The sequence below is a fragment of the Brachybacterium vulturis genome (genome assembly GCF_043641765.1).
Lineage (GTDB): Bacteria > Actinomycetota > Actinomycetes > Actinomycetales > Dermabacteraceae > Brachybacterium > Brachybacterium vulturis_A.
On sequence record NZ_JBHZRO010000001.1, the window covers coordinates 233841 to 258979 of the forward strand.

Sequence of the window (25139 nt, forward strand, 5' to 3'; positions counted from 1 at the left end):
GCTCAGCGCGCCCGCTTGTCGATGAGGCGGGCAGTCAGGGTGCCCGCTCCCTGGATCAGCATCACGGCCACGATCATGAGCAGGATCATCGTGTACATGAGGTCGTACTCGTAGGTCTGGTAGCCGTACCGGATCGCGAAGTCACCCACGCCGCCGCCGCCGACCACGCCCATGATGGTGGAGTAGCTGACCATCGAGATCGTCACCGTGGTCAGGCTCAGCACCAGGCCGGAGCGCGCCTCGGGGTAGAGGAACAGGCCGATCAGCTGCAGCGGCCCGGCCCCCAGGGAACGGGCCAGCTCGATGGTCTGCTCGGGCACGTCCAGCAGGGTCTGCTCCGAGAAGCGGGCGTACAGCGCGGCGGCCACGAAGGCTAGCGGCACAGAGGCGGCGGTGGTCCCGAAGGAGGTGCCCACCAGAGCGCGGGTGAAAGGGATCAGCGCCACCACGAACAGCAGGAAGGGCACCGAGCGCACCACGTTCACGTACACGTTCAGCGCCCGGTGCAGCATCGGTCGCGGGTAGGGCCCGCCGGGCCGTGCCAGATAGAGCAGGGTGCCGATCGGCAGGCCGACGAGCAGTGCGGCCAGCAGGGAGTTGACCATCATGATCCCGGTCTCGAGGATCGAGATCAGGATCTCGCCGCGGTATTCGGTGAGGCGGGCCAGCAGGGCGCTCATGCCAGGAACTCCCGGGCCCGCGCGGCATAGGAGTCGAAGCGCTCGCGGGGCGGTGGGGGCGAGACCTCCGTGAGGGCGGCCAGCCGGCCCCGGGAGAGCACGGCGGCCCGGTCGCAGGAGGACTTGATGACCTCCAGCTCGTGGCTGACCAGCACGATCGTGGTGCCGAAGCGGTCGCGCACATCGCGCAGGATCCCCATCACCTCCTCGGTGGTGCCGGAGTCCAGGGACGAGGTGGGCTCGTCGCACAGCAGGATCTTCGGCCGCGTCACCAGCGCCCGGGCGATCGCCACCCGCTGCTTCTCCCCGCCGGAGAGCTGGCTGGGGTGCTTGTGGCGGTGGTCCGCCATCTTCACGAACTCGAGCATCCGGGTCACGGTGTCCGGTTCGCGGCGGCGCTGCAGGCGCAGCGGGCGGGCCACGTTGTCCAGGACGGTCGCATTGCCCAGCAGGTTGAACTGCTGGAACACCATGCCGATGTCGCGCCGGCGCACCCGCAGTGCGCGCGGGGACAGGGCGCCGAGGTCCTCGCCGTCCACCCGCACGGTCCCGGAGGTGGGGGCCTCGAGGTGGTTGATCAGCCGCAGCAGCGTCGACTTCCCCGCGCCGGACTCGCCCACGATCCCGAAGATCTCGCGGTCCCCGATGGTCAGGGTGATGTCCTCCAGCGCCGTCACTGCGGAGCGCCCCTGAGGGAAACTCCTGGTGACGTGGCTCAGCTCGATCATCGTCGTGCAAGCGTACCGAGCGCGCTGGTCAGGGGGCTATGTCCTGTATCACGGTCAGTGTTCAACCACCAGCTGCACCTCGGCCGCGACCTGCCCGTCCAGCAGCTTGGAGACGGGGCAGCGCGCATGCGCCGCCGCGGCCAGCTCCCGGGCCCGGTCCGGGCCCAGGGAGTCGATGTGCACCAGGGCGCGGGGGACGAAGCGGAAACCGCCCGCCGGGTCGCGGTGCAGCTCCACCTCGACGTCCACCGAGCTCTCCCGGTCCAGGCCGTGCTCGGCGAGCACCACCCGCAGCGTCTCTCCCAGGCAGGTGCTCCAGGCCATCGCCAGGAACTGCTCGGGGTTGAAACCGCTCGCGGTGGGCCGGGGGCCGCCCGTCGGCAGAATGGTCTCCGCGCTCGCCCCGGGCTCCGGGGAGCCCAGCTCGACGGAGCCGGCATCGCGCACCAGCACCCGGCCCGAGGTGCCGCCGCGGTTCTCGACGCGAGCGGTGTACAGCGCGGTGCCGGCATCCCGCAGGGAGGGATCGGGAGCGGGGGGATTCGTCATCCTGACAGGCTACGCCGCGGTCCTGGTGGCGGAGCGGAGTGCCGGAGCGGCGCAGTGGGCGCTGCCGACGGCGGAGGTGCGGTGCCGACCCTCCCCAACGCTGCACCCCGCGCGGGGAGGGAGATCCGCGGACCCACCACCGCAGCGCCTCCGGGGCGCCGCGGTCACGTCACCTGGTCGAGATCCGCGGCCCAGGTGTTGCAGGCGGAGAGGTCACCGCCGGACTCGAGACCTCGCTCGATCCAGTGCACTCTGATCTCGGACCGAATGGTGGTCGGAGGGTCGCCCTCCGACCAGCGGGACGGATCGGTCAGAGCCTCGCGCAGCGCCGCAGACGGCTCCGCCGCAGTGGGCACCTGCATCGACATGGCTGCGGCCAGGCACTGGTCCTGCAGACTGTCGCGCCGCCAGGCCTCGATGTAGCGCTCCTCGTCGGTGGTCTCGAGCTGCTCGCGCATGGCCATGTAGTAGAAGGCCACCGAGCTGTTCCAGCCCACCGGGTTCGTGTAGACGTATGCGAGGTCCCACAGGTAGGCGCCGGGGACGTTCGCCGGATCGCTGAGTTCCGGGCCGGTCCCGTAGCCCGCGGGCCAGTAGATCGTCGAGTCGAGGTTGCACATCCTGGGGAAGCCCGCCTCGAAGTGCGTGTCGCAGGCGGCGGCTGCGGGCACCTCGGGATGTGTGTAGACCACGACCGTCGGACTCACCCACGGCAGGCCGCGGTCCGAGCTGGCCGTCGCCCACAGCTGGTTCAGGCAGCTCGAGGCCGCATCGAGCACCGCCTGGAGCTCCTCGACGCTGGGCTCGACCGGCGTCGCCGGCAGTTCGCATTCCGCCAGCGCGGGCAGCGAGCCCTGGGTGAGGGGGTTGTCCTCGAGCACCGCCCACAGCTCGTCGACGGTGCCGGTCGGCGGATCGATCGGAGAGGCCACCTGGAAGCCGCCGGTCTCCTCCGTGGGCGTCATCTCCCCCTGGGGGGTCGTCGCCGCCTCGCTCGGCGACTCCGGGTCCGTGGGGGTGGAGGCGCTGTCGGCGGGGGTGGCCGTGGCGATCGCGGTGTCATCGCCCTGGCGGAGAACGAGATACGTGATCCCGCCGCCGACCACCAGGAGCAGTGCCAGCACACAGGTCAGTGCGACACCGAGCAGGATCCACGGACGCTTGCGCTGCGGCTGCTGACCGAAGCCCCCGGGTCCCTGCGGGCGGCCGGGACCCTGCGCGCTGCCGGGACCGCCGGGTCCCTGCGGGCGGCCGGGACCCTGCGCGCTGCCGGGACCGCCGGGTCCCTGCGGGCCGCCGGGTGCACCGTCGCCGGGCGCCGGGGGAGCGCCATAGCTCGGCCCGGCCGCGCCGCCCGACGGGGGCTGCTCGCCTGGGGAGGGGTATCGGCCCTGCTGCGGGGGGCCGTTCTGCTGAGGCTGGCTGGGTTGCCCGTCGTGTGGGGCCCCGTTCTGCCATGGTTCGCTCTGCGGTGCCGTGCCCGGGCCGCCCCATCCTGAGCTCGACATCAGCTCCCCCTCGCGCTCGTCGGTCCGCTGCTGCGGGCAGGATATCCGTGCAGGCCGCACCGATGGAGGCGGTTCGCGCCGATCGCCGCGGGGATCGCCGCCCGGGCTGTCGGCGCCCGCTGCCCCGCACCGCGCTGACGGGCGTGGATGCCCTCAGTGCGGGGGTCCCGATGCGGTCACGAGTCCTCGAGCAGTGAGGGTGTCAGATACGCGAATGGCCCCCGACGTGCGAATGATATCGCAGGTCAGGGGCCATTTTCAGGGCGGAGGATGGGGGATTTGAACCCCCGAGGGCGTTAACCCAACACGCGTTCCAGGCGTGCGCCATAGGCCGCTAGGCGAATCCTCCAGCGCTCGTAAGAGCAGGCATCAGCGTACCGGACGCTCCGGGGTGGTGCGAACCGGGACGGCACAGGTCACACTCGGTACGGATCGGGGTGGTGTCGCGCCTGCGCGCCCTCAGCCCGCCCCGGTCCCTGCAGATGCCCTCTGACGACTCATCGTGGGCGCTCGGATGAGTCGTCAGAGGGCATCTGCACCCGGCTCGCCCGGCGGCACAGGCTCTGCACCGGTCACCGGTCACGGGTCCCGGGCTGCCGGCGCGGGCGCGGTACGGGTTCGGGCCGGGGCCGAGGGCGGCCCAGCATGCGCGCTGCAGGGCCGGCCCAGGCGGTTGCGGGCGGTGCGGGTGCCCCGGCCGCGACGACGCTGCGCCGCAGGGCGTCCAGGAAGCGGGCCGGTTCGCGGATATCCGTCATCGTGAGCCTGCGGAATGTCCAGCCGACCGACTCCAGGGAGTCCTGTCGCGCCTGGTCCTGGCGCCAGGCGTTGCGGCTCCGGTGGATGTCGCCGTCGTACTCGATGGCGATCTTCAGCTCCGGGTAGGCGATGTCCAGACGCCGGATCTCCCCGGAATCGGGATCCCGCACCGGGAGATTCGGCGTCGGCTCCGGGAATCCTGCCCGGAGCAGGAGCAGCCGGGTACGGGTCTCCCCGGGTGATTCGACGGCGTCCCGGGCGTCCCCGAGGGCGCGGAGCAGGCTGCGGTACCCCCGTCGCCCCTCGTAGGGCGCGAGCCGATCACGCAGCATCGGACGGCGGAGAGGTCCGAAGCTCTCCTGCGGGCCGAGCACGTGATCGAGCGCGATGACCACCTCATCATGTTCCAGATGCTGCGCCAGCTCGAGGAGCATTTCACCGGGTGAGGACAGGCAGAGGCCGTGAACCCGCCGTGTCCTGCCGGGATGCATGCGATGGACGCTCACGTGCGGACCCGCGCTCAGTCGAGTCCCCGGAGGCACCCGGCAGTGCAGGCGGGGGATGCAGAGCGTGACCTCGGCGTCGCCGAGCTGCTCGAGGTCGGTCTCGGAGCGAGGTCCCGCCGACGGGTCGTCGCGGCGCCTGCGCAGGGACACCGTGCGGCGACCGGTGTGCGGGTCGCGTCGGGACAGGAGCATCCCGATCCGGCCGTCCGCAGCATGCGGCACCGGGATCCCGTAGAGGACCGCGGCGGTGGTGTGGCTGAGCACGGCACCCGGGACGACGACCTGCTGCAGTGCGCGACACATGGCGTCGAGATCGGCCGGGGAATGCCGCGGCATGTGCAGTCCGGGGAAGAGGCGGACGAACTCGTCACCGGCGAGCCGCCGCGATGAGACTCCCAGCTCGCGCCACTGGTCACGATGCAGGATGACGCCCTTCGGGAGTGGGATCGCTCGCATAGGGGGAGTCTGCAGAACCGCAGGGCGCCGGGGGGCGGTGGAGGCGGCGCAGTGGAGGAGTGTGCGCTGGGGAGGAGAGGTCGATCTCGTGCCGAGTGCGACCGCGTCCGGCGCCGAGCTCTCCACGCGGCGGATCCCCGGTCCCACGGCTCGCTCCACGCGGGCTCCGGGACCACGCGAGCTACTGGACCACAGATGCGCGCTGGCGACTCATGTCATGGATGAACATGAGTCACCAGCGCGCATCTGCACGGGACCCGGCGCGGCCCGGCGGGACCCGGCCCCGCGCGGCGGGACCCGGCGGGACCCGGCGGGACCCGGCCCGGCGCGGGCGGGTCAGTCGTCGGCCTCGGGGTGGCGGGAGAGGTTGGTGATGGCGGCGGCGAGGCCGCCCCAGACGGTCACGATCGCAACGATCATCATGATGATGGCGGAGGTGGACATGGCTGCTCCTGGTGGCTGAAGGGACAGGGGGACTGTGCGGGGGCTGGGGCTCGGGAGCCGAAGGTGCGGGACGGGGCCGGCCGATGTGCAGGACGCGGCCGCCCCCCGTCACGCGGTCACGGCGCCGAACGCAGCTCGTGCGGGGACTTCGCCTCGGGCGTGGAGACCAGGCCCTTGCCGGCCACGGCCTCCGGGGCGATCGGGTCGCCGTCGGAGTCCGCCTTGAACAGGTTCGAGCTGCGTGACCACGGGATCAGTGACAGCCCGATCGCGACGACCACCAGGCCGATCGCCATCAGCCAGCCGAACACCAGGTTGAACCAGCCGGGGTACTCGCTGTAGGTGGTCTCGGAGGTGACCAGTTCGATGGTGCTGAGGACCAAGGACACGCCGAGCACCAGCGGTGCGATCACCGCGACGCACAGCATCCAGATCTTCCCGATGGGGAAGGTCCCCCGGTGATTGAGGTGGTCGCGCAGGGTGGGCAGGCCCCGCACCACATAGGAGACGACGATCGTGGACACCGCCGCGGCGGCGACGATCCCGTACTCGTTGGCCCACTTGTCCATGACGTCCAGCAGCGGGAGCCCCATCGTGGTGGAGAACAGCAGGGTGGAGACCACGCCCATCGGGATGCTGACAGCCAGGGTCGCCGGCACCCGGGCCAGACCGAACTTGTCCTGGACCGCGGAGATGACCACCTCGACGATCGAGACCATCGAGGTGAAGCCGGCCAGCACCAGCGAGCCGAAGAACAGCACCCCGATGATGGCGCCCGCGGGGGCCTCGCTGATGATGGTCGGGAAGGCGATGAACGCGAGGCCGACACCGGAGGTGACGACCTCGTCGATGGCGACGCCCTGGGCCTGCGCCATGAAGCCCAGCGCCGAGAACACGCCGATGCCGGCGAGGATCTCGAAGCCCGAGTTCGCGAAGCCCACCACCAGGCCGGAGCCGGTGAGGTCGGTCTTCTTCTTCAGGTACGAGGAGTAGGTGAGCATGATGCCGAAGGCCACGGACAGCGAGAAGAAGATCTGGCCGTACGCCGCGATCCACACCCCCGGATCCGTCAGCGCGGCCCAGTTCGGCGTGAAGAAGGCATCCAGACCGTCGATCGCGCCGGGCAGGAACAGCGAGCGCACCACCAGGATGATGAACATGACGATCAGCAGCGGGATGAAGATGGCCGAGGCGGCGGCGATGCCCCGCTGCACACCCAGGGCCATCACCACGATCACCGCGAGCCACACCACGATCATCGAGATCAGCACGGCCGGCACGAAGTCGAAGACGACGGTGGCGTCCGCCCCGCCGAGCGCCTGGGTGTACTCGCCGAAGAAGGCTCCGGCGTCCTCACCCCAGCGCTGGTCGACGGAGAAGATCGTGTAGTTCGTGGCCCAGGCCAGGATCAGCGCGTAGTAGAGGGCGATGACCAGGGCGATGAGCACCTGCCACCAGCCGATGAACTCGGTCCAGCGGCGGAAGCGGCGCCAGGCGACGGGCGCGGAGCCGCGCCAGCGGTGGCCGATCGCGTAGTCGAGGAACAGCAGGGGGATGCCGGCGGTCAGCAGGGCGATCAGGTACGGCAGGATGAACGCGCCGCCACCGTTCTCGTAGGCGACCGCGGGGAAGCGCCAGATGTTGCCGAGCCCGACGGCGGAACCGATGGCCGCGAAGATGAAGGTGGTCCGGCCGGCGAACGCGCCACGATCTGCGCGACGGTCGGTGGTGCCGGCGGATGGGGACGTTGCACTCATGGAGAGCCTCCGGGGAACTGCGCCGCGGGGACGGCGCGAGGAGGGGCCGACGACGGTGACGGCCCGGGGAAGGGACGCCGCGAGGACGGCGTCCTTAGCGGTCGCCGGGGGCGACCGGGAACCGCGGGGTGGGCGGTCCGCACAGGATGTGCCGGTGCGGGATCGCCGCAGGGCACTGTGGAAGGGATGGTACCGGTCAGGCCTTCTTGCCGCAGGCCTCGTCCACGACCTGGTGGGGTCAGTCGGTGGGCGGCGGCGGAGGCGTCGGTGCGCCCGCCGGGGGAGCCACCCGCGGGTAACTCCGAGCAGCGGCGAGGATGGGCTGTCCCGTCGTCGAGGTGTCGCCGTGCCCTGCGGCGGAGCCGCCGACGGTCGCACGAGCAGGGGACGGATCCCAGCCGGTGTCGACGAGCCGGCGCTGCATGAGGATGGCACTGCCGAGGATCACGGCGCCGACCACGATCAGCAGCAGGATGCCGGGCAGCACCCCGGTGCGGGCCGAGTAGCCGATCAGGATGCCGAACCAGCCGAAGTCGGTGTCGCCGAAGGTCGTGTTCGCGGACCCGAAGGAGCCCAGCACCTTCAGCAGCAGTGCGGGCAGGAAGGTCACCAGCAGGCCGTTGACGAAGCCGCCGGCGACGGCGCCGCGTCGGCCGCCGGTGGCGTTGCCGTAGACGCCCGCCGCGCCGCCGGTGAAGAAGTGCGGCACCAGACCCGGCAGGATGAGGGCGAGGCCCAGCACCGGACCGAGCCATGCCCCGAGCACCAGCAGCCCGACGAGCCCGCCGGTGAAGCTGGCCAGGAAGCCGATGAGCACGGCGTTCTGGGCGTAGGGGAAGACGATCGGAGCGTCGAGCGCCGGGATCGCGCCGGGCACCACCTTGGCCGCGATGCCCTGGAAGGCGGGCACCAGCTCGCCGAGGATCGTGCGGACGCCGAACAGGATCACGGCGACGGCGATGCCGAACTGCAGGCCCTGGGTCACGGACTGCATGAGGTAGTTCCCGATGTTGCTCGCCCCGCCCTCGAAAGCCTCGAACGCGGTGGCCTGCCCGGCCCGCAGCAAGTACACGACGGCGACCACGAGGTACATGAGGACCATCGACAGGGCGGTGGCGACCATCGAGTCACGCAGGAATCGCAGGGATTCGGGAACCTTGAGGTCCTCGGTGGAGCGGCTTCTGCCCTTGGGGTCCACGACCCGCCCGACGGTGCCCGCGGCGATGTACCCGGCGGTGCCGAAGTGCCCGATCGCGATCGAGTCGTCGCCGGTGATGCGACGTGTCCAGGGTTGGGCGAAGGCCGGCAGGGCCACCATCAGGATCCCGAGCAGCATGGCGCCGAGGACCACGACCACGACCGTGGGCATCCCGGCGGAGGCCATGACCATGGTGATCAGGGTGGCCATGAACAGCAGGTGGTGCCCGGTGAGGAAGACGTAGCGCAGCGGGGTGAAGCGGGCCAGCAGGATCGCCACGATGAAACCGAGGATCATCAGCCATGCGACCTGGGCGCCGAACTCCTCCTGGGCGATGCCGACGATGGCCTCGTTGGTGGGGACGACGCCCTGGGCGCCGAGGGCGCCCTGGATCATGATGCCCAGCGGCGCGAGGGAGGCGACCACGAGTGTGGCGCCGGCGCCGATGAGGAGGAAGCCGAGGACGGCCTTGAGGGCGCCGCCGACCACCTGGCCGACGGACTTGCGCAGGGCGATGAGGCCGATCGCAGTGATCAGGCCGATGAGATAGGCGGGGACGCTGAGGAACTCGTTGACGAGGAACTCAGCGATCGCGACGAGGACGTTCATGGTGATGCTCCGTGAGGTGAGGAGAAGAGAGGGAGCCGCTCAGACGGCGTAGACGCGGCGCAGCGCGGCGTCGATCTCGGACTGCGAGGTGAAGTTCTCGATCACCTCGACCGGGACGCCGACATCGCCGAGGGTCTCGGCGATGGCGCCTGAGGTGAGGATGACGTCCGAGTCGGTGGCCCGGCCCTTGGCGGAGATGGTGTCGGTCGCCTGGATGTCGAGATAGGACGACCAGCCCCAGCGGTCCAGGACCTGCTCCGCGGTGTTCTTGAGGAACAGGCTGGTGCCCAGACCGTTCCCGCACACGGTGAGGATGAGGTGCTTGGAGGGGACGGCGTCCGGGTCCACGACCGCGGACCCCCGGCCCTCGGGAGCGGCCGAGGCGGTGGGGTCCGCGGGCACGGCGGCCGCAGCCGACGGGGTGGCAGCGGAGCTCGTGGTCTCGGCCGCGGGGGAGTCCGCGCCGAGGGCGGTGAGCACCTCGGCCGATGTCGTGGCCGTGTCCAGTGCACGGCGGCCCTCCGGATCGGCGAGCACGCCGGCCAGGGCGGCGAGCGCCGCCTGATGGGCCGACGTATCGGCGGCGGCGAGCGCCATCACCAGGGATACCGGGTCGTTCGCCGGATGGCCGAAGGGGATCGGCGCGGCCAGCCGGACGAAGGACAGAGCCGTGCGGTGCACGGAGTCGTCGGGCCGCGAGTGCGCGAGGGCGAAGCCCGGGGTGATGACGATGTACGGTCCGTGCTCCTCGACGGTGCGGATCATCGCCTCGGTGTAGTCGCTGCCGGTGGCATCGGTGGAGACCAGCAGATCGCCGGAGAGACGGATCGCTGCGCGCCAGTCCTGCGCGGAGGCGTCCAGGAGGATGGCGGAGGGGTCGAGCAGATCGCTGAGCTGTGACATGGGGTCTCTTCCGACGAGGGCCGACAACACACTGCTGCGGAGACCGGGAGAACGTCGCGCGCTCTGCGGGCCGCCGGCGAGTTCACGCAGTTCACGCCTGAGAACCACGTTCCCATCGCGCGATGAGCATCAGCCTAGCGGAGCACTCGTCATCCCGCCCGCTCTCTGCCTATGCTCGCTCGCATGGCTGAACTTTCCGCGGCGTCTGTCGGCGCTCAGCATTCCGAGGTGTCCACCGCCTATCTCGCCCAGCTCGATGAGGAGCGGGAGGCGGCGATGCGGAGCTCGTCCCATCCCGGCTCCGCCTTCGCCGGCGCCGGCGAGGCGCTCCACGAGCGGCTCGAGCAGCAGGTCGCCGCGGGCGCCGCGGAGATGAACGCCCTGCTGCTCGACCTCGCCGCGCACCCCGAGGTCGCTTTCGCGGAGCACCGCTCCGCCCGCGCGCTGGCCGACCACCTCGCCGCGCACGGCATCGAGGCGCAGGTGGGGGTGCACGGCCTGGCCACCGCGGTCCGCGCGGAGATCCGCGGCGCCGGCGCTGAGGCCGAGGGTGCTGAGTTCGACGGCGCGGGCGCGGAGGACCACGTGCCCACCCTCGCGATCCTCGCCGAGTACGACGCGCTGCCCGGCATCGGCCACGGCTGCGGCCACAACGTCATCGCCGTGATGGGGCTCGGCGCCTTCCTGGCCCTGGCGGCGCTCGCGGAGGCGGACCCGTCGGCTGTGCCCGGGCGCGTGGTGTTCCTCGGGACCCCCGCCGAGGAGGGCCACACCGGCAAGGAGCACATGGCCCGCGAGGGGGCCTTCGAGGAGCTGGATGCCGTGGTGATGGCTCATCCCTACGGCTACGACCTGGCCGATCAGACTTGGCTGGGGCGGCGGACCCTCACCGTCGAGTACCACGGGCACACCGCCCACGCCTCCGCCCAGCCGTACATGGGCCGCAACGCGCTGGACGCGGCGAGCCTGATGTACCAGGGGGTCGGCCTGATGCGTCAGCAGACCCCGCCCACCGACCGCATCCACGCCGTGATCCGCGAGGGCGGTGAGCGGGCGAGTGTCATCCCCGACCACGCGAGGCTCGACCTGTACGTGCGCTCCCAGCGTCCCGAGACCCTCCGCGATCTCTCGCAGCGGGTGGAGGACGTGGCCCGCGGCGCCGCGCTGATGGCCGGGGTCGGCGTGAGCGTGCGCTGGGACGAGCATCCGCCGTCGCTGCCGGTGCGCACCAATGAGGCGCTCACCGGGCGCTGGGTCCAGGCGCAGCGCCGACGCGGCCGGGACCCGCTGCCCCACGGGGTGGTCTCCCCCTCGCTCGCGGCCTCCACCGACTTCGGCAACGTCAGCTATCGCGTGCCGGGCATCCATCCGGTGATCCGGATCGCCCCGTCCGAGGTCGCGCTCCACACCCGGGAGTTCGCGGCCTGCGCGGTCTCCGAGGACGCCTCCGCCGCCGCGGCCGACGGGGCCTACGGCCTCGCGGCCACCGTGCTGGATCACCTGCACGACCCGGCGCTCGCCGCGGCGGTCACCGAGGAGTTCGCGGCGGCGGGCGGCGCGATCGACGTCGCGCGCTTCTTCGACTGAGTCGTCCGCCGGGGGTCGCGGCGCTCAGCTGACGATCGTGGCGTCCCCCAGCCGGGCCTGTCGCAGGTGGTCGGGTGGGTACCCGGTGATGTCGATCTCCTGGGCCCGTCCCGGATCGGAGACCAGCAGGTTCCCCCCCCCGCGTCCTCGCCCTGGGCGACGACGAAGTGGCCGTAGTCCGCGTCCTCACCGATCAGGGTGCCGTGGTGGACGTGCAGGATCACGACCGAGCCGTGCGCGGCGGCCTCCAGCCCCTCCTCGTACCGGGCGTGTGTGGCGGTGCCGTCCGCGTCGCGGATCCCCTGCTCGAGGTCACCGAGATAGGTGCCCGTGTAGTCGACCGTCTTGGTCGACGGGTCCTCCCAGGGGGACAGGCCGCAACGGGCACGCATCTCCTGGACCGCGCGGGCGTTGCCACCCCTCTCGGCGCCGTCGGCCCCGGAGATGTAGCGCTCGACCCGACGTCCGGCGGCGACCATGGCGATCACGGCCGAGGTGGGGCCGCAGTTCTCCGCGTCCCAACGCCCGGTGCCCCTCTGGTCGACGACGACGAGATCGCTGGTGGCATGCGCCTGTGTGGACGCGAACAGACCGGCGGCCGCGGTGAGGCCGACGAGTCCGAGACCGCGGAGCGCGGTGCGTCGGCTGACGGTGCTGTGCAGGGGACTGGTCATCCCGGAGACCTCCGAGGGCGGGTGAGGGGCGGTGCACGGGGCACCTCGAGGACCGCTCGTCAGCGGCGCGCCCCGCGCTGCGAGGAGGCTCCACGTTGGGGCGGGCCCGTTGCGGCAAGCTCGACGTGATTCTCCGCTCCTGCAATTCAGGCCACAGTCGGCCCGGAAGCGCGCGGAGTCTCGGAATCGCTGCTGGTCACAGCCGCGCTCCGGGAGACGGGCCCGCGGCGGGTGCCGAGTCAGGAGAGAGCGCGAAGCAGTGATGTGGGCGACCGAAGACCGTAGTGAGTCCCCGGTGGAGGAAGCCGAGCTTCTCCAGCACCCGCGCCGAGGCGGGGTTCTCGACATCGGCCAGTGAGACCAGGCGCGGCAGCTCCAGCGGTCCGAAGGCCGCCTCGATGCACAGCTGCGCCGCCTCCGTGGCCAGGCCCCGCCCCCACCAGCGGCGGGCCAGGGTGTACCCCAGCTCGGTTCCGTGGTCGGTGACTTCCAGTCCGGCGTCCCCGATCAGCTCTCCGCTCCCGCGATCCAGGACCGCCCAGAACGCGAAGCCGTGCTCCGCCTCGTGACGGCGATAGTCGGTGATCATCTCCGAGGTGGTCTCGCGGGAGACCGCCCCACCTGCGCCGACGTACCGCATCACCTCGGCATCGCCGTAGACGCGGTGGGCGGCCGCGGCATCGGCCTCCTCGAAGGGACGCAGCAGCACGCGGTCGCTGAGCAGAGGGACGGGGAATGGCACAGGAGAATTCTGCGGGTGGCGTCGTCGGTGGTCAACGCGAATATCGTGATGCCTCCCGGGCTACCCTGGCCGGGATGTCACGCGCCGCCCTCCTGCCTCCCGTGCTGCTCGGCCTCGTGGTCCTGCTGCTCGCGCAGATGGTGGGCCTGGCCGCGTCGGCCCTGCTCGGCCTGCCCGTGCCCGGAGTGGTCCTCGGGATCCTGGTGCTGGTGCTGCTCGGGATCCTGCGACCCGCGCGCGCGGTGGTCCGCGCCGCGGAGCCGGCCGCCACCCCGCTGCTCGCCCACCTGCAGCTGCTGTTCGTCCCGCCCTGCGTCGGGATCATCCTGGAGCTGCAGACCCTGGCCGAGAACGCGCTGCCGCTCGCGCTCGCCGTCGGCGGCTCCTTCCTGGTGCCGCTGATCGTCTCCGGGATGGTCCTGCAGGCCCTGCTGCGCCGCCAGGACCGCCGACGGGGTGCGGAGGCGCCTGCATGAGCACCCTCATCCACCTGCCCGTCTTCGGGCTCGCCCTCACGCTCGGCGCCTATCTGGCGGCGTACTGGCTCTACCATCGGCTGGGCCGGCCCGGAGTGCTCTCCCCGGTGCTGGTCACCGTGGCGATCGTCGCGACGGTGCTTCAGGTCACCGGTCTGCCCTATGCGGTCTACCTCGAGCAGGTCAGTCTGCTGACGATGCTCCTCGGGCCCGCCACGGTCGCCCTCGCCCTGCCGCTGCTGCGCAACGGGCGGGCGCTGCTCGGCTCGGCGCCTGCGGTGATCGCCGCTCTGGGAGCCGGGGGAGTGTTCAGCATCGCGATCACCGTCGGCGTCCTGCAGCTCTTCGGCGTCGGGGACGAGGTGCTCCTCGCGGCGCTGCCCCGTTCGGTGACCTCGCCCGTCGGGCTGTCGATCGCCGAGGCGCTGCAGGCCTCCGTGCCGCTCGCGATCGTGCTCACCATGGTCTCCGGGGTGCTGGGCGCGGCCTTCGGCCCCGCGCTGCTGTCCCTGGTGCGGGTGCGGGACCAGCGGGCGCGCGGTTTCGCCGTCGGTCTGACCTCCCACGGCATCGGCACCTCACGGGTGCTCTCCGACTCCACCGTGGCCGGTGGCTGGTCCAGCGCCGCCATGGTGCTGAACGCCCTGGTGATGACGATCGTGCTGCCGATCGTGGCGGCGCTCGCCACGGGCTGACCGGGCCCGGCCGCGCGGCGGGATCCGACTCAGCCCAGGTCGAGGAAGGCCCGCAGCTCCGCGAAGGCCGAGGGGACCACCGAGTAGTGCGCCCACCGCCCCTTCCGCTCGCGGGTCAGCAGTCCGGCCTCGACCAGCTTCTTCATGTGGTGGCTGACGGTGGGCTGCGAGATGCCGAGCGGCGCGGTGAGATCGCAGGCGCACACGTCCCCGCAGCCGCGCGCGGCCACATGGGACAGCAGCTGCAGCCGGGTCGGGTCCGAGAGCGCCTTCAGCCGCAGGGCCAGATGCTCCGCCTGCGCGGCGTCGATCGGGCCGGCGCCGAGCGCGCAGCAGTCGAGGGCGGCCGACGCCCCCGGTTCGCACGACGAGGGGCCTGCGGCCGGTCGCGGGCTGCACTCGGAGGTGTCGGATCCAGCGAACGCGTCATGGAGCGTGACGCCCACCGGGCGGGCGGACGGGGTGGAGGGCATCGGCACACCTTACATTGACGACTGTCTATGCGTCAGGCTAGCGTGCGCATCGATATCCGTCTATGAGAAGAGGCAGGCCCCGTCATGACGACGACCACCGCCCCCAGCGCGCCGACCGGTGTCGCCGGGGAGATGTCGTTCCTGGACCGGTTCCTGCCGGTCTGGATCATCGCCGCCATGGTCCTGGGCCTGGCATTGGGCCATCTCGTGCCCGGCCTGGACCAGGCGCTGGAGAGCATGTCCGTCGCGGGCATCTCGATCCCGATCGCGATCGGGCTGCTGGTGATGATGTATCCGGTCCTGGCCAAGGTCCGCTACGACGAGACCCGTCGCATCACCGCCGACCGGAAGCTGATGGTCCTGTCCCTGCTGCTGAACTGGATCGTGGGCCCCGCGCTCATGTTCGCCCTGGCCTGGCTGCTGCTCGCCGACCTCCCCGAATATCGCACCGGACTGATCATCGTCGGGCTCGCCCGCTGCATCGCGATGGTCCTCGTCTGGAACGACCTCGCCTGCGGGGACCGGGAGGCCGCCGCCGTGCTGGTGGCCATCAACTCCGTCTTCCAGGTGCTCGCCTTCGGGGCGCTGGGCTGGTTCTACCTGCAGGTGCTGCCCTCCTGGCTGGGGCTGCCGGTGACCTCCGCCGAGTTCTCCGTCGGCGCGATCGTGCTCTCCGTGCTGGTGTTCCTCGGGATACCTCTGCTCGCCGGCTTCCTCACCCGGGTCTTCGGGGAGCGCGCCAAGGGCCGCGATTGGTACGAGAACCGCTTCCTGCCCCGCATCGGCCCGTTCGCCATGTACGGCCTGCTGTTCACCATCGTGCTGCTGTTCGCCCTGCAGGGCGAGGCGATCACCTCCAGCCCCTGGGACGTGGCCCGGATCGCGCTGCCGCTGCTGTCCTACTTCGTGGGGATGTTCCTGGTCTCGCTGTTCATCGCGCGCGCCGTGGGCCTGAACTACGCGACGTCGACCACGATCGCCTTCACCGCCTCCGGCAACAACTTCGAGCTCGCCATCGCGGTCGCGATCGGCACCTTCGGCGTCACCTCCGGGCAGGCGCTTGCGGGCGTCGTCGGGCCGCTCATCGAGGTCCCCGTGCTGGTGGGGCTGGTCTACGTCTCGCTGTGGCTGGGCCCGCGCCTGTTCCCCGGCGATCCCACCGTCCCCTCCGCCGCCCGCCCCGAGCAGAAGGTCTCCGCATGAGCATCCGGCGCCCCGCCTCCTCCGTCCCGTCCGTCCTGTTCGTCTGCGTGAAGAACGGCGGCAAATCCCAGATGGCCGCCGCCCTCATGGAGGCCCGGGCCGCGGGCGCCGTCGAGGTGCACTCCGCCGGCACGCAGCCGGGTGCCGCGATCAGCGCCCTTGCCGCCGAGGTGGTCGCCGAGGTCGGGGCGGACATGTCCGCCGGATCCACCACGCCGATCGACCCCGTGCTGCTGGCCCGCGTGGACCGGGTCGTGGTGCTCGGCGAGGAGGCCGTGGTCGAGCCCGTGGCCGGTATGACCGGCACCCTCACCACCTGGGTCACTGACGAGCCCTCCGAGCGCGGCATCGAGGGCCCCGAGCGGATGCGCCTGGTGCGCGACGACATCGACCGCCGGGTGCAGTCCCTGCTCACAGAGCTCACGGCCGACGCGGGCTGAGCGCCCGACGCAGACGAGCTCGCCCGGCGCGACGACCTCGAGGGCGAGGGATGCGCCCGCACCCTGATCATCGTGCACATCCTGCACGGCGAGGTCGGGGCCTACAGCCACCGCCACCTCGAGGACAGCTCGCAGCAGACGGAGTCCTGGCCACGCGCGCGTGACGAGCACCGCCGAAAGTCGGTCGCGGCCTCCGGCCGGCTCGGCCAGAATGGAACGCCCCGGGCCGCCCTCGCTCGGCTTCGCGGACAGCCTCTGTCCGCCACTCGCTCTACGCTTCGAGACACCCCCGGCCTGCTCTCCCCGGCGACCGGGCCGCCCCCTCATGTTCCGGGAGACCCCATGCTCTGGACCCTCCTCCGACACCACCTGCGGCCGTATCTGCCCCATGTGGCCGCTGTGATCGTCCTCCAGCTCGCGACCGTCCTCGCGACCCTCTACCTGCCCAGCCTCAACGCCGACATCATCGACAACGGCGTGGCCAGGGGCGATACCGACTACATCTGACGCGTCGGCGGCGTCATGCTGGTCGTCGCGATGGTGCAGGTGATCACGGCGATCGCGGCGGTGTGGTTCGGGGCCCGGGTCTCGATGGGGATGGGCCGGGACATCCGCCGCTCGATCTATACCCGGGTGGACCGCTTCTCCACCGAGGAGATGGGCCGCTACGGTGCCCCCACCCTCATCACCCGCGCCACCAATGACGTCCAGCAGGTGCAGATGCTGGTGCTGATGACGCTGACCTTCATGGTCATGGTGCCGATCATGTCCATCGGCGGGATCATCATGGCGATCCGGGAGGACCCGGGGCTGTCCTGGCTGGTGTGGGTGGCGGTGCCGCTGCTGGTGCTCATCGTGGGCCTGCTGGTCACCAAGCTGATGCCGCTGTTCCAGCGGATGCAGGACAACATCGACGCCATCAACTCCGTGATGCGTGAGCAGATCATGGGCATCCGCGTGGTGCGCGCCTTCGTGCGGGAGAAGCACGAGACCGCTCGCTTCGAGTCCGCCAACGCCACCCTCACCGATACCTCGGTGCGGATCGGGTGGCTGTTCGTGATCATGGGCCCGGCCATCACCGTGGTGCTGCACCTGGCCACCGCGGCCGTGCTCTGGTTCGGCGGCCACCGGGTCGATGCCGGACTGGTGCAGGTGGGCTCACTGACCGCGTTCATGCAGTACCTGCTGCAGATCCTGATGGCCGTCATGATGGGCACCTTCATGATGATGATGTTCCCGCGCGCGATCATCAGCGGCCGGCGCATCCAGGACGTCCTGCAGACCCGCCCCACCCTCGCCGAGCCCGCGCGACCCCTCGCCCTCGACGCGGCCGGCGGCGGCGCTGCCGTCGAGTTCCGTGACGTCACCTTCGCCTACCCCGGCGCCGCCGCCCCGGTGCTGGACGGTGTCTCCTTCACCGCCGAGCCCGGGCGGACCACCGCGATCATCGGCTCCACCGGGGCGGGCAAGACAACCCTGGTCAGCCTCATCCCGCGCCTGCACGACGCGAGCAGCGGCCAGGTGCTGCTGGACGGCGTCCCGGTCACGGACCTCTCCCGAGCGAGCATCTCCGCCGCCGTGGGTCTCGTCCCGCAGAAGCCCTACCTGTTCTCCGGGTCCATCGCCCACAATCTCCGCTTCGGTGATCCGACGGCCGACGACGAGCGGCTGTTGCGCGCCCTGGACGTCGCCCAGGGCACCGAGTTCGTCGAGGGCCGCACCACCGGTGAGGGGGAGGGGGCGGCGATCGGGCTCGAGTCGACCGTCTCCCAGGGCGGCACCACCGTCTCCGGCGGGCAGCGCCAGCGCCTGTGCATCGCGCGCGCCCTGGTCGCCGCGCCGCGGGTGTACGTCTTCGACGACTCCTTCTCGGCGCTGGACGTCACCACCGACGCCCGGGTCCGTGAGGGCCTGGCCCAGCACACCCAGGGCGCGACCACGATCATCGTCGCCCAGCGCATCTCCACCATCACCGGCGCCGATCAGATCCTGGTGCTCGAGGAGGGGAAGATCGTGGGGCGCGGCACCCACGAGGAGCTGCTGGAGGGCTCCCAGACCTACCGGGAGATCGTCGACTCCCAGATCACCGTGGGGGAACCGGCGTGAGCGCGAAGCAGAACTCCGCCAGGGCCTCCGAGGGATCGGGGGCTGAGCTCACCGAGCTCACTGAGCGTGAGATTCTCGAGATGCAGGACTCGATGAGCAGCGAATGGGGCGAGTCCGCACCCCGGAAGGCCAAGGCCTTCTGGCCCTCCGCGCTGCGCCTGGCGGGCACGTTCCGCGATCACAAGCTCGGCCTGACCATCGTGCTCGCCTTCGGTGTGGTCTCCACCGTGCTCTCGGTGTGGGCACCGCTGATCCTCGGCGACGCGATGGACGTCATCTTCGACGGGTTCCTCAGCGGGGAGGGGATCGCCTTCGACGCCCTCGGCCGACTGCTGCTGACCGTGCTGGGCATGTACGTGGTCGCCGCCGTGTTCGACTGGCTGCAGGGCCGGCTGCTGAACGACGTGGTGATGAAGATCGTCTACGTGCTGCGCGAGAGGATCGAGGCGAAGGTGAACCGCCTCCCGCTGAGCTATTTCGACACCCGCCAGCGCGGTGACCTGCTCTCGCGCACCACCAACGACGTCGACAACGTCCAGACCGCCCTCCAGCAGGCCTTCGCCTCCCTGGTCTATGCGGTGCTGACCCTCGTGGGCATCACCGTGATGATGTTCTGGCTGTCCTGGCAGCTGGCGCTGATCGCCCTGATCGCGCTGCCGATCTCCGGGCTGGCGATCGGGCTGATCGGCTCGAGATCCCAGAAGCTGTTCACCGCGCAGTGGCGGCACACCGGGCGGCTGAACGGGCACGTCGAGGAGTCCTTCACCGGCCACGACCTGGTGACCGTCTTCAACCGGCAGGACTCGATGCGCGAACAGTTCGATGAGCGCAACGAGGAGCTGTGGGAAGCGAGCTTCAGGGCGCAGTTCTACTCCGGGATGATCATGCCGATCATGCAGTGGGTGACCTACCTCGGCTACGTCGGCATCGCCGTGGTGGGCGGTCTGCGGATCGCGAGCGGCCAGATGAGCCTCGGCCAGGTCACCGCATTCATCCAGTACTCCCGCGAGTTCAACGCCCCGCTGGGGGAGGTGGCCGGGATGGCGAACATGCTCATCTCCGGCGTGGCCTCGGCCGAGCGGATCTTCGAGCTGCTGGACGCCGAGGAGCAGGAGGCCGATGGGCAGATCACCGAGCCGTCCGGCGCGGGCAGTGCGGGCACTGCCGCTGCCGGCGCCGTCACGTCGGCCGACGGGGCGGTCGCCGCCCGCCGTCGCATCGCGCGCGCCGAGCTCACCGGCCCGACCCGCGGCCGGATCGAGTTCGACCATGTCGCCTTCTCCTACACCCCGGAGAAGCCTCTGATCACAGACCTGTCGCTGACCGCGGAGCCGGGCCAGACCATCGCCATCGTGGGCCCCACCGGCGCCGGCAAGACCACCCTGGTCAACCTCATCATGCGGTTCTACGAGATCGACGGCGGGCAGATCCGCCTGGACGGGGTGGACATCCGCGCCCTGGACCGCGGGGCGGTGCGCTCGCGCGTGGGCATGGTGCTGCAGGACGCGGTGCTCTTCGGCGGCACCATCCGGGAGAACATCCGCTGCGGCCGGCTCGACGCGAGCGACGAGGAGGTGGTCGCCGCCGCGACCGCGACCTTCGTGGACCGCTTCGTGCACACCCTGCCCGAGGGCTACGACACCGTCATCGAGGACGAGGGCGCGAACGTCTCCGCCGGCGAGCGGCAGCTGATCACCATCGCTCGCGCCTTCCTCGCCGACCCGGCGCTGCTGATCCTGGACGAGGCCACCTCCTCCGTGGACACCCGCACCGAGGTGCTGGTGCAGGAGGCGATGGCCGCGCTGCGCACCGATCGCACCAGCTTCGTCATCGCCCACCGCCTCTCCACCATCCGCGATGCGGACGTGATCTTGGTGATGGAGCACGGCGACATCGTCGAGCAGGGCTCCCACCAGCAGCTGCTCGAGGCGGAGGGCGCCTATCACCGCCTGTACTGGTCGCAGTTCGCCGCCGGCACCGACCCCGATGAGGACGAAGCGGTGCTCGAGGGCTCGCTGAGCGTCACCGGTGAGGTCGCGGCGGTGACCGGGGAGACCCCCGCGATCGGAGGGGCTCCGGGGGCGGCCGGGGAGACCCGTGCCACCGAGGCGTAGCGAGCGCGCTCCCTGCGACTCGGCACGCCTGGCCAGCGGATTCCCGGTGGGCGGCGCCGTGCCTGCCCGGTACCGTCGGGGGCATGGACATCACGGTCATCGGCGGCGGCATCGCCGGCCTCGCCCTCGCCCACGAGCTCGCCCCCGACCATGCCGTCACCGTGCTGGAGTCCGCCCCGGGCCCGCACGGCGGCGGTTTCATGATCGACTTCTTCGGCCCCGGCTTCCTCGCCGCGGAGCGGATGGGCCTCATCGAGGAGCTGCGCGCCCGCGGGCATGCCTTCGACGGCGTGCGCTACGGGACCCCCGACGGGCAGGAGTCCGGGCGCATCGACGCGGGACCGCTGGTCGAGGCCGCCGGCGGTCGCTACTTCTCGATCCTCCGCCCCGAGGTGGAGCTCGGACTGCGGGCGGTGCTGCCGCCGTCGGTGGACCTGCGCTACTCGACGCGCGTGACGGCGGTGCACGACCCCGCCCTCGCCGGAGCCCCCGCCACCGGTCGGGCCACGGTCGAGCTGGCCGACGGCACCACCCTCGATGCCGACCTGATCGTCGCCTGCGACGGGGTGCGCTCCGTGGCGCGGGAGCTGGTGGCCCCGGGGCACGGGGCGATCGTGCCGATGGGCTACCGGGCGGCGAGCTACCTGTATGACGATCCGGAGCTCGCCGCCGAGCTGGGGGAGCGGATGCTGATGACCGACACCGTCGGCCGCGTGGGCTGGGCGTACGCGGCAGGCGGCGGGCGCGTCGGCGTCATGCTCGCCGAGCGCGTGCGCGCCGCAGGCACTGCGCGCCCCACCCCGGACCGGGAACGGCTGCAACGGGACTTCGCCGGGCTGCATCCGCAGGTGGACCGGGCCCTCGCCCACGCGCCGGAGAGCTTCTACGACGACCTGGTCGCCCAGGCGATCGCGCCGCGCTGGAGCCGTGGCCGGGTGGTGCTGGCCGGGGACGCCGCCCACGCCCCGTCATTGCTGGCCGGCCAGGGCACCTCCGTCGCGATCGCGGGCGCCGAGGCACTGGCCAGGAGCCTGCGCGCGACCGGCTCGCACCTCGCGGCGGGGCTCGCCGAGTACGAGCGCCGCTGGCGGCCGACGGCCGAGAAGGTGCAGCGCTCCGGGCGGCGCAGCGCCTCGTTCTTCACCCCGTCCAGCCCTGCCCAGCTGCGCCTGCAGCAGATCGCCCGGCGCGCGGTGGGCCTGCCGGGCGTGGGCCGAGTGCTGACGCGGAGCGTCATCGCCCCCTGACGCCGGGGCGGCCCTGCCCCGGCGCCGGGCGCCGACCGTGGTCCTCAGGAGGCCGAGGTGCGGCGCAGTCGGGTGTTGACGAACTCGCCCATTCCCCAGCGACCGAGCTCTCGGCCGAAGCCGGAGCGCTTCACGCCGCCGAAGGGCAGGCCGGGCAGGGTCGTCCCGTGCTCGTTGACGTAGGCCATCCCGACCTCGAGGCGGTCGGCGATGTCCTTCGCGTGCTCGAGATCGCTGCCCCAGACGGACCCGCTCAGACCGAACGGGACGTCGTTGGCCAGCTGGACGGCGGCGTCCTCCGAGTCGGCGCCGTAGATCACGGCGACCGGCCCGAAGATCTCCTCGGCGTAGGCGTCCATCTCCGGCGTGACACCGGTGAGCACCGTGGGCTGCATGAAGGCCCCCTCGCCCGCGATCGCCTTCCCGCCCGTGCGGAGGGTCGCACCCTGGCGCACAGCGGTCTCGACCTGCTCGAGAACCCCGTCACGGGCGCTGATCGAGGAGAGGGGCCCGACGTCGACGCTCTTGTCCAGCGGATCGCCGACGGTCGCGGCCTCGAAGGTCTCGACGACCGTCGCGACGAAGGCCTCGAGCTGTGTCGAGGGCACGATGATGCGCTTCGGGGAGTTGCAGGCCTGTCCCGCATTGGACAGCCGCGCGGTGGCGACCGTCCGGGCGACCTGCTCGAGCTCGGCATCGTCGAGCACGATGAGCGGATCGGAGCCGCCGAGCTCCAGCACCGACTTCTTCAGGTGCTTGGCGGCGGTCTCCGCGACCGCCGCGCCGGCCCTCTCGCTGCCGGTGAGGGAGACCCCGCGCACCCGAGGATCGGCGATCATGTCGGCGATCTGCTCATGGGAGGCGAAGACGTTGATGTAGGCGTCGCGCGGGACCCCTGCTTCGTGGAGGATCTCGGCGATGGCCTCGGCCGATCCGGCGCAGATCTCCGCATGCTTGAGGATGATCGTGTTGCCCGCCATCAGGTTCGGGGCGACGAAGCGCGCCACCTGGTAGTACGGGTAGTTCCAGGGCATCACCCCGACGAGCGGGCCGATGGGCGCGGTCTGCACCAGCGACTCCTGCGCGCCCTGCGGGTCCAGCTGCTCGGCCTCCAGCAGCTCCGGTCCGTGGGTGGCGTACCAGCGGTAGATCGAGCCGGACAGCTTCACCTCGCCGCGGGCCTGCCGCAGGGGCTTGCCCATCTCGACGGCGATCAGCTCTGCCAGTTCCTGGGAGCGGGCGTCGTAGGCGTCGGCGACGCGCTCGAGGATCGCGGCCCGCTCCGTGGCCGCGGTGGCGCGCCACGGGGCGAAGGCGGCGTGGGAGCGTTCGAGCACCTGCTCCACCTCTCCATCGCCGAGGGTGGTGAATTCCTTGTCAGTTCGTCCGGTGGTCGGGTTGGTCGTCGTGTAGAGAGCCATCTGCCCACTCTCGTCCTCGCCCGCCGACCTGTAAAGGCGACTGTCCGATCGGTCGTCGGAGGGCGGCGAGGTCGCCTCCCGGCGAGGTCGCCTCCCGGGGAGGTCAGCCCTCCAGTATCCGCGACCTGGTGAGGAACCGCTTCCCGTCGGGCGATTCGAGGCTGAACCCGCCGCCGCGGCCGTCGACCAGGTCGATCGTGAGGTGGGTGTGGCGCCAGTAGGCGAACTGCTCGCGGCTCATCCAGAAATCGAGCGGTGAGGTGCCGCCGTCCGGCAGCGGCACCTGGACGTGGCCCATCCTCACGTCCGCGTCCCCGGTGAGGAAGTCCCCCTCGGGGAAGCACATGGGGGAGGAGCCGTCGCAGCAGCCGCCGGACTGGTGGAACATCAGCGGGCCGTTGCGGTCGATCAGGCGCTGGATCTGCGTGAGCGCAGTCCGGGTGAAGGCGACGCGGGAGAAGTCCTCCCCCTCGACCGTCGGCTCCATCTCGAGGATGTCGTCGCCCGCGGTGGGCTCCGGCAGGCCGGGGCCCGGGGGGTCGGGGTCCGGTGCCCGGCCCGGCCGAGGGCCGGGACCGGAGCGGTCGGGTGCGGCGGAGGACGTGCTCATCTCGGTCTCCTTCCAGGAGGAGCGCCGTCGGGAGGTCGGGGACCGATGACGCTGAGGCAGTGACGCACGTCACCAGCCTACGCCTCGGCCGCAGACGCGGCCGGGGGGCCGGTCCTAGGGTGGCGACATGGAACATCGTCACCTCGGCCGCTCCGGCCTCAAGATCAGCGAGATCATCTACGGCAACTGGCTCACCCACGCCTCCCAGGTCGAGGACGAGCGTGCCCGTGCCTGCGTGCGCGCCGCCCTCGATGCCGGCATCTCGACCTTCGACACCGCCGACACTTACGCCAACACCGCCGCCGAGGTGGTCCTCGGCGAGGCGCTGAAGGGGGAGCGGCGCGAGTCGCTCGAGATCTTCACCAAGGTCTACTTCCCCACCGGTCCCCAGGGGCACAACGACACCGGCCTGTCCCGCAAGCACATCCGCGAGTCGATCGACGCCTCGCTGCAGCGCCTGGGCACCGACTACGTCGACCTCTACCAGGCCCACCGCTACGACTACGCGACCCCACTCGAGGAGACGATGCAGGCGTTCGCCGACGTCGTCCACTCCGGCAAGGCGCTGTACATCGGGGTCTCCGAGTGGAACGCCGACCAGCTGCGCGCCGGCCATCAGCTGGCCCGGGAGCTCGGCATCCAGCTCATCTCCAACCAGCCCCAGTACTCGATGCTGTGGCGCGTGATCGAGGAGCGCGTGGTCCCCGCCTCCCGCGAGCTGGGCATCTCCCAGATCGTGTGGTCGCCGGTGGCGCAGGGCATCCTCACCGGCAAGTACAAGCCCGGCGCCGAGGCACCCGAGGGCTCCCGCGCCCGCGACGAGAAGGGCGGCGCGGACATGATCAAGCGCTTCCTGAACGACGAGGTGCTCACCGCCGTGCAGGGCCTGCTCCCGATCGCCGAGGAGCTCGATCTCACCCCGGCGCAGCTCGCCGTGGCCTGGGTGCTCAGCAACGACAACGTGGCCGGCGCGATCATCGGCGCCTCCCGTCCCGAGCAGGTCACCGAGAACGTCCAGGCCGCCGGCGTGACGCTCGAGGCCGACGTCAAGGCCCGCATCGACGAGGTGCTCGGCGAGATCCCCGAGACGGACCCCGCCAAGACCCTCTCCCCGGCGCAGCGCCTGGCCTGAGCCCGGCGGTTCCCGGGGGTGTGACAGCCCGGGACGGTGGTCGCCTGCTGGCGTCAGGGCGTTCTGTACGGCCATATGGGCATACGCATCGCTCCGACGCCAGCAGGCGACCACGGTGGGTA

General features: G+C 71.3%; 22 protein-coding genes, 1 tRNA gene and 1 pseudogene. 9 read left to right on the forward strand and 15 right to left on the reverse strand.

Going from position 1 to position 25139, the window contains the following annotated elements; all coding sequences use genetic code 11:
* Positions 1 to 2 precede the first annotated feature (2 nt).
* The 10 genes from ACHUEU_RS01065 to ACHUEU_RS01110 form a co-directional block, all read right to left on the reverse strand.
* Positions 3 to 680, reverse strand: coding sequence for a methionine ABC transporter permease (locus ACHUEU_RS01065; RefSeq protein ID WP_394214025.1), 678 nt, complete (start codon positions 678 to 680; stop codon positions 3 to 5).
* A complete protein-coding gene (locus ACHUEU_RS01070; protein ID WP_394214026.1) occupies positions 677 to 1408 on the reverse strand; it encodes a methionine ABC transporter ATP-binding protein in 732 nt (243 codons plus the stop codon). The genes ACHUEU_RS01065 and ACHUEU_RS01070 overlap by 4 nt, the downstream gene beginning before the upstream one ends.
* A gap of 54 nt (positions 1409 to 1462) precedes the next feature.
* Positions 1463 to 1957 carry an OsmC family protein gene (locus ACHUEU_RS01075; protein WP_394214027.1) on the reverse strand — a complete coding sequence of 165 codons (495 nt, stop codon included), beginning with the start codon at positions 1955 to 1957 and terminating at the stop codon, positions 1463 to 1465.
* A gap of 164 nt (positions 1958 to 2121) precedes the next feature.
* Entirely contained in the window at positions 2122 to 3081 is a 960-nt protein-coding gene (locus tag ACHUEU_RS01080; RefSeq protein WP_394214028.1) for a neutral zinc metallopeptidase, read from the reverse strand.
* A gap of 648 nt (positions 3082 to 3729) precedes the next feature.
* A tRNA-Ser gene (locus ACHUEU_RS01085) sits at positions 3730 to 3814 on the reverse strand.
* A 223-nt stretch (positions 3815 to 4037) separates the two neighbouring features.
* Positions 4038 to 5186 (reverse strand): endonuclease domain-containing protein, encoded by a 1149-nt coding sequence (locus ACHUEU_RS01090; protein WP_394214029.1) that lies wholly within the window; start codon positions 5184 to 5186, stop codon positions 4038 to 4040.
* A 336-nt stretch (positions 5187 to 5522) separates the two neighbouring features.
* The gene (locus ACHUEU_RS01095) at positions 5523 to 5630 is read right to left on the reverse strand and encodes a methionine/alanine import family NSS transporter small subunit (protein WP_394214031.1); all 108 of its coding nucleotides are present in this window, start codon (positions 5628 to 5630) and stop codon (positions 5523 to 5525) included.
* A gap of 116 nt (positions 5631 to 5746) precedes the next feature.
* Positions 5747 to 7387, reverse strand: a complete 1641-nt coding sequence (locus ACHUEU_RS01100; protein ID WP_394214032.1) for a sodium-dependent transporter — start codon at positions 7385 to 7387, stop codon at positions 5747 to 5749.
* A gap of 238 nt (positions 7388 to 7625) precedes the next feature.
* Positions 7626 to 9194, reverse strand: a complete 1569-nt coding sequence (locus tag ACHUEU_RS01105; protein WP_394214033.1) for a PTS ascorbate transporter subunit IIC — start codon at positions 9192 to 9194, stop codon at positions 7626 to 7628.
* Between the two features lie 39 nt (positions 9195 to 9233).
* Entirely contained in the window at positions 9234 to 10097 is an 864-nt protein-coding gene (locus ACHUEU_RS01110) for a PTS sugar transporter subunit IIA (RefSeq protein WP_394214034.1), read from the reverse strand.
* A gap of 183 nt (positions 10098 to 10280) precedes the next feature.
* On the opposite strand from ACHUEU_RS01110, the gene ACHUEU_RS01115 reads away from it, so the two are divergent.
* Positions 10281 to 11684, forward strand: a complete 1404-nt coding sequence (locus tag ACHUEU_RS01115; protein ID WP_394214035.1) for an amidohydrolase — start codon at positions 10281 to 10283, stop codon at positions 11682 to 11684.
* On the opposite strand, the gene ACHUEU_RS01120 is transcribed toward ACHUEU_RS01115, so the two are convergent.
* Both ACHUEU_RS01120 and ACHUEU_RS01125 read right to left on the reverse strand, forming a co-directional pair.
* Positions 11594 to 12358, reverse strand: a complete 765-nt coding sequence (locus tag ACHUEU_RS01120) for a hypothetical protein (RefSeq protein ID WP_394214036.1) — start codon at positions 12356 to 12358, stop codon at positions 11594 to 11596. The genes ACHUEU_RS01115 and ACHUEU_RS01120 overlap by 91 nt on opposite strands.
* A gap of 196 nt (positions 12359 to 12554) precedes the next feature.
* The gene (locus ACHUEU_RS01125; RefSeq protein WP_394214037.1) at positions 12555 to 13100 is read right to left on the reverse strand and encodes a GNAT family N-acetyltransferase; all 546 of its coding nucleotides are present in this window, start codon (positions 13098 to 13100) and stop codon (positions 12555 to 12557) included.
* A 74-nt stretch (positions 13101 to 13174) separates the two neighbouring features.
* Between ACHUEU_RS01125 and ACHUEU_RS01130 the strand changes: the two genes are divergently transcribed.
* Both ACHUEU_RS01130 and ACHUEU_RS01135 read left to right on the forward strand, forming a co-directional pair.
* The gene (locus ACHUEU_RS01130; RefSeq protein WP_394214038.1) at positions 13175 to 13576 is read left to right on the forward strand and encodes a CidA/LrgA family protein; all 402 of its coding nucleotides are present in this window, start codon (positions 13175 to 13177) and stop codon (positions 13574 to 13576) included.
* Entirely contained in the window at positions 13573 to 14271 is a 699-nt protein-coding gene (locus ACHUEU_RS01135) for an LrgB family protein (RefSeq protein WP_394214040.1), read from the forward strand. The genes ACHUEU_RS01130 and ACHUEU_RS01135 overlap by 4 nt, the downstream gene beginning before the upstream one ends.
* A 29-nt stretch (positions 14272 to 14300) precedes the next feature.
* Here ACHUEU_RS01135 and ACHUEU_RS01140 read toward each other — a convergent pair whose 3' ends face one another.
* Entirely contained in the window at positions 14301 to 14744 is a 444-nt protein-coding gene (locus ACHUEU_RS01140) for an ArsR/SmtB family transcription factor (protein ID WP_394214041.1), read from the reverse strand.
* 84 nt (positions 14745 to 14828) lie between these two features.
* On the opposite strand from ACHUEU_RS01140, the gene arsB reads away from it, so the two are divergent.
* The 5 genes and pseudogenes from arsB (at position 14829) to ACHUEU_RS01165 (ending at position 21854) form a co-directional block, all read left to right on the forward strand.
* Positions 14829 to 15947, forward strand: a complete 1119-nt coding sequence (arsB, locus tag ACHUEU_RS01145; protein ID WP_394214042.1) for an ACR3 family arsenite efflux transporter — start codon at positions 14829 to 14831, stop codon at positions 15945 to 15947.
* A complete protein-coding gene (locus ACHUEU_RS01150) occupies positions 15944 to 16387 on the forward strand; it encodes an arsenate-mycothiol transferase ArsC (RefSeq protein WP_394214043.1) in 444 nt (147 codons plus the stop codon). Before arsB ends, ACHUEU_RS01150 begins: the two co-directional genes overlap by 4 nt.
* 342 nt (positions 16388 to 16729) lie before the next feature.
* Positions 16730 to 18493, forward strand: a pseudogene (locus tag ACHUEU_RS01155) (ABC transporter ATP-binding protein).
* Positions 18494 to 18573: 80 nt separating this feature from the next.
* On the forward strand, positions 18574 to 20607 hold the full coding sequence (locus ACHUEU_RS01160; protein ID WP_394214107.1) for an ABC transporter ATP-binding protein: 2034 nt from the start codon (positions 18574 to 18576) through the stop codon (positions 20605 to 20607).
* An 83-nt stretch (positions 20608 to 20690) separates the two neighbouring features.
* Entirely contained in the window at positions 20691 to 21854 is a 1164-nt protein-coding gene (locus ACHUEU_RS01165; protein WP_394214044.1) for an FAD-dependent monooxygenase, read from the forward strand.
* Positions 21855 to 21898: 44 nt separating this feature from the next.
* Here the strand turns inward: ACHUEU_RS01165 and ACHUEU_RS01170 are convergent, their stop codons facing one another.
* Both ACHUEU_RS01170 and ACHUEU_RS01175 read right to left on the reverse strand, forming a co-directional pair.
* The gene (locus tag ACHUEU_RS01170) at positions 21899 to 23275 is read right to left on the reverse strand and encodes an NAD-dependent succinate-semialdehyde dehydrogenase (RefSeq protein ID WP_394214045.1); all 1377 of its coding nucleotides are present in this window, start codon (positions 23273 to 23275) and stop codon (positions 21899 to 21901) included.
* A gap of 103 nt (positions 23276 to 23378) precedes the next feature.
* The gene (locus ACHUEU_RS01175; protein WP_394214046.1) at positions 23379 to 23885 is read right to left on the reverse strand and encodes a DUF779 domain-containing protein; all 507 of its coding nucleotides are present in this window, start codon (positions 23883 to 23885) and stop codon (positions 23379 to 23381) included.
* Positions 23886 to 24012: 127 nt separating this feature from the next.
* Between ACHUEU_RS01175 and ACHUEU_RS01180 the strand changes: the two genes are divergently transcribed.
* Positions 24013 to 25017, forward strand: a complete 1005-nt coding sequence (locus ACHUEU_RS01180; RefSeq protein ID WP_394214047.1) for an aldo/keto reductase family protein — start codon at positions 24013 to 24015, stop codon at positions 25015 to 25017.
* The last annotated feature ends 122 nt before the right edge of the window (positions 25018 to 25139 follow it).

Coding starts and splice junctions, on each gene's coding strand:
- ACHUEU_RS01105 (WP_394214033.1), bottom strand. CDS start 9,194: ATGAACGTCCTCGTCGCGATCGCTGAGTTCCTCGTCAACGAGTTCCTC.
- ACHUEU_RS01120 (WP_394214036.1), bottom strand. CDS start 12,358: ATGACCAGTCCCCTGCACAGCACCGTCAGCCGACGCACCGCGCTCCGC.
- ACHUEU_RS01075 (WP_394214027.1), bottom strand. CDS start 1,957: ATGACGAATCCCCCCGCTCCCGATCCCTCCCTGCGGGATGCCGGCACC.
- ACHUEU_RS01090 (WP_394214029.1), bottom strand. CDS start 5,186: ATGCGAGCGATCCCACTCCCGAAGGGCGTCATCCTGCATCGTGACCAG.
- ACHUEU_RS01180 (WP_394214047.1), top strand. CDS start 24,013: ATGGAACATCGTCACCTCGGCCGCTCCGGCCTCAAGATCAGCGAGATC.
- ACHUEU_RS01140 (WP_394214041.1), bottom strand. CDS start 14,744: ATGCCCTCCACCCCGTCCGCCCGCCCGGTGGGCGTCACGCTCCATGAC.
- ACHUEU_RS01100 (WP_394214032.1), bottom strand. CDS start 7,387: ATGAGTGCAACGTCCCCATCCGCCGGCACCACCGACCGTCGCGCAGAT.
- ACHUEU_RS01170 (WP_394214045.1), bottom strand. CDS start 23,275: ATGGCTCTCTACACGACGACCAACCCGACCACCGGACGAACTGACAAG.
- ACHUEU_RS01110 (WP_394214034.1), bottom strand. CDS start 10,097: ATGTCACAGCTCAGCGATCTGCTCGACCCCTCCGCCATCCTCCTGGAC.
- ACHUEU_RS01135 (WP_394214040.1), top strand. CDS start 13,573: ATGAGCACCCTCATCCACCTGCCCGTCTTCGGGCTCGCCCTCACGCTC.
- ACHUEU_RS01130 (WP_394214038.1), top strand. CDS start 13,175: ATGTCACGCGCCGCCCTCCTGCCTCCCGTGCTGCTCGGCCTCGTGGTC.
- arsB (WP_394214042.1), top strand. CDS start 14,829: ATGACGACGACCACCGCCCCCAGCGCGCCGACCGGTGTCGCCGGGGAG.
- ACHUEU_RS01115 (WP_394214035.1), top strand. CDS start 10,281: ATGGCTGAACTTTCCGCGGCGTCTGTCGGCGCTCAGCATTCCGAGGTG.
- ACHUEU_RS01150 (WP_394214043.1), top strand. CDS start 15,944: ATGAGCATCCGGCGCCCCGCCTCCTCCGTCCCGTCCGTCCTGTTCGTC.
- ACHUEU_RS01175 (WP_394214046.1), bottom strand. CDS start 23,885: ATGAGCACGTCCTCCGCCGCACCCGACCGCTCCGGTCCCGGCCCTCGG.
- ACHUEU_RS01065 (WP_394214025.1), bottom strand. CDS start 680: ATGAGCGCCCTGCTGGCCCGCCTCACCGAATACCGCGGCGAGATCCTG.
- ACHUEU_RS01070 (WP_394214026.1), bottom strand. CDS start 1,408: ATGATCGAGCTGAGCCACGTCACCAGGAGTTTCCCTCAGGGGCGCTCC.
- ACHUEU_RS01095 (WP_394214031.1), bottom strand. CDS start 5,630: ATGTCCACCTCCGCCATCATCATGATGATCGTTGCGATCGTGACCGTC.
- ACHUEU_RS01165 (WP_394214044.1), top strand. CDS start 20,691: ATGGACATCACGGTCATCGGCGGCGGCATCGCCGGCCTCGCCCTCGCC.
- ACHUEU_RS01160 (WP_394214107.1), top strand. CDS start 18,574: ATGCAGGACTCGATGAGCAGCGAATGGGGCGAGTCCGCACCCCGGAAG.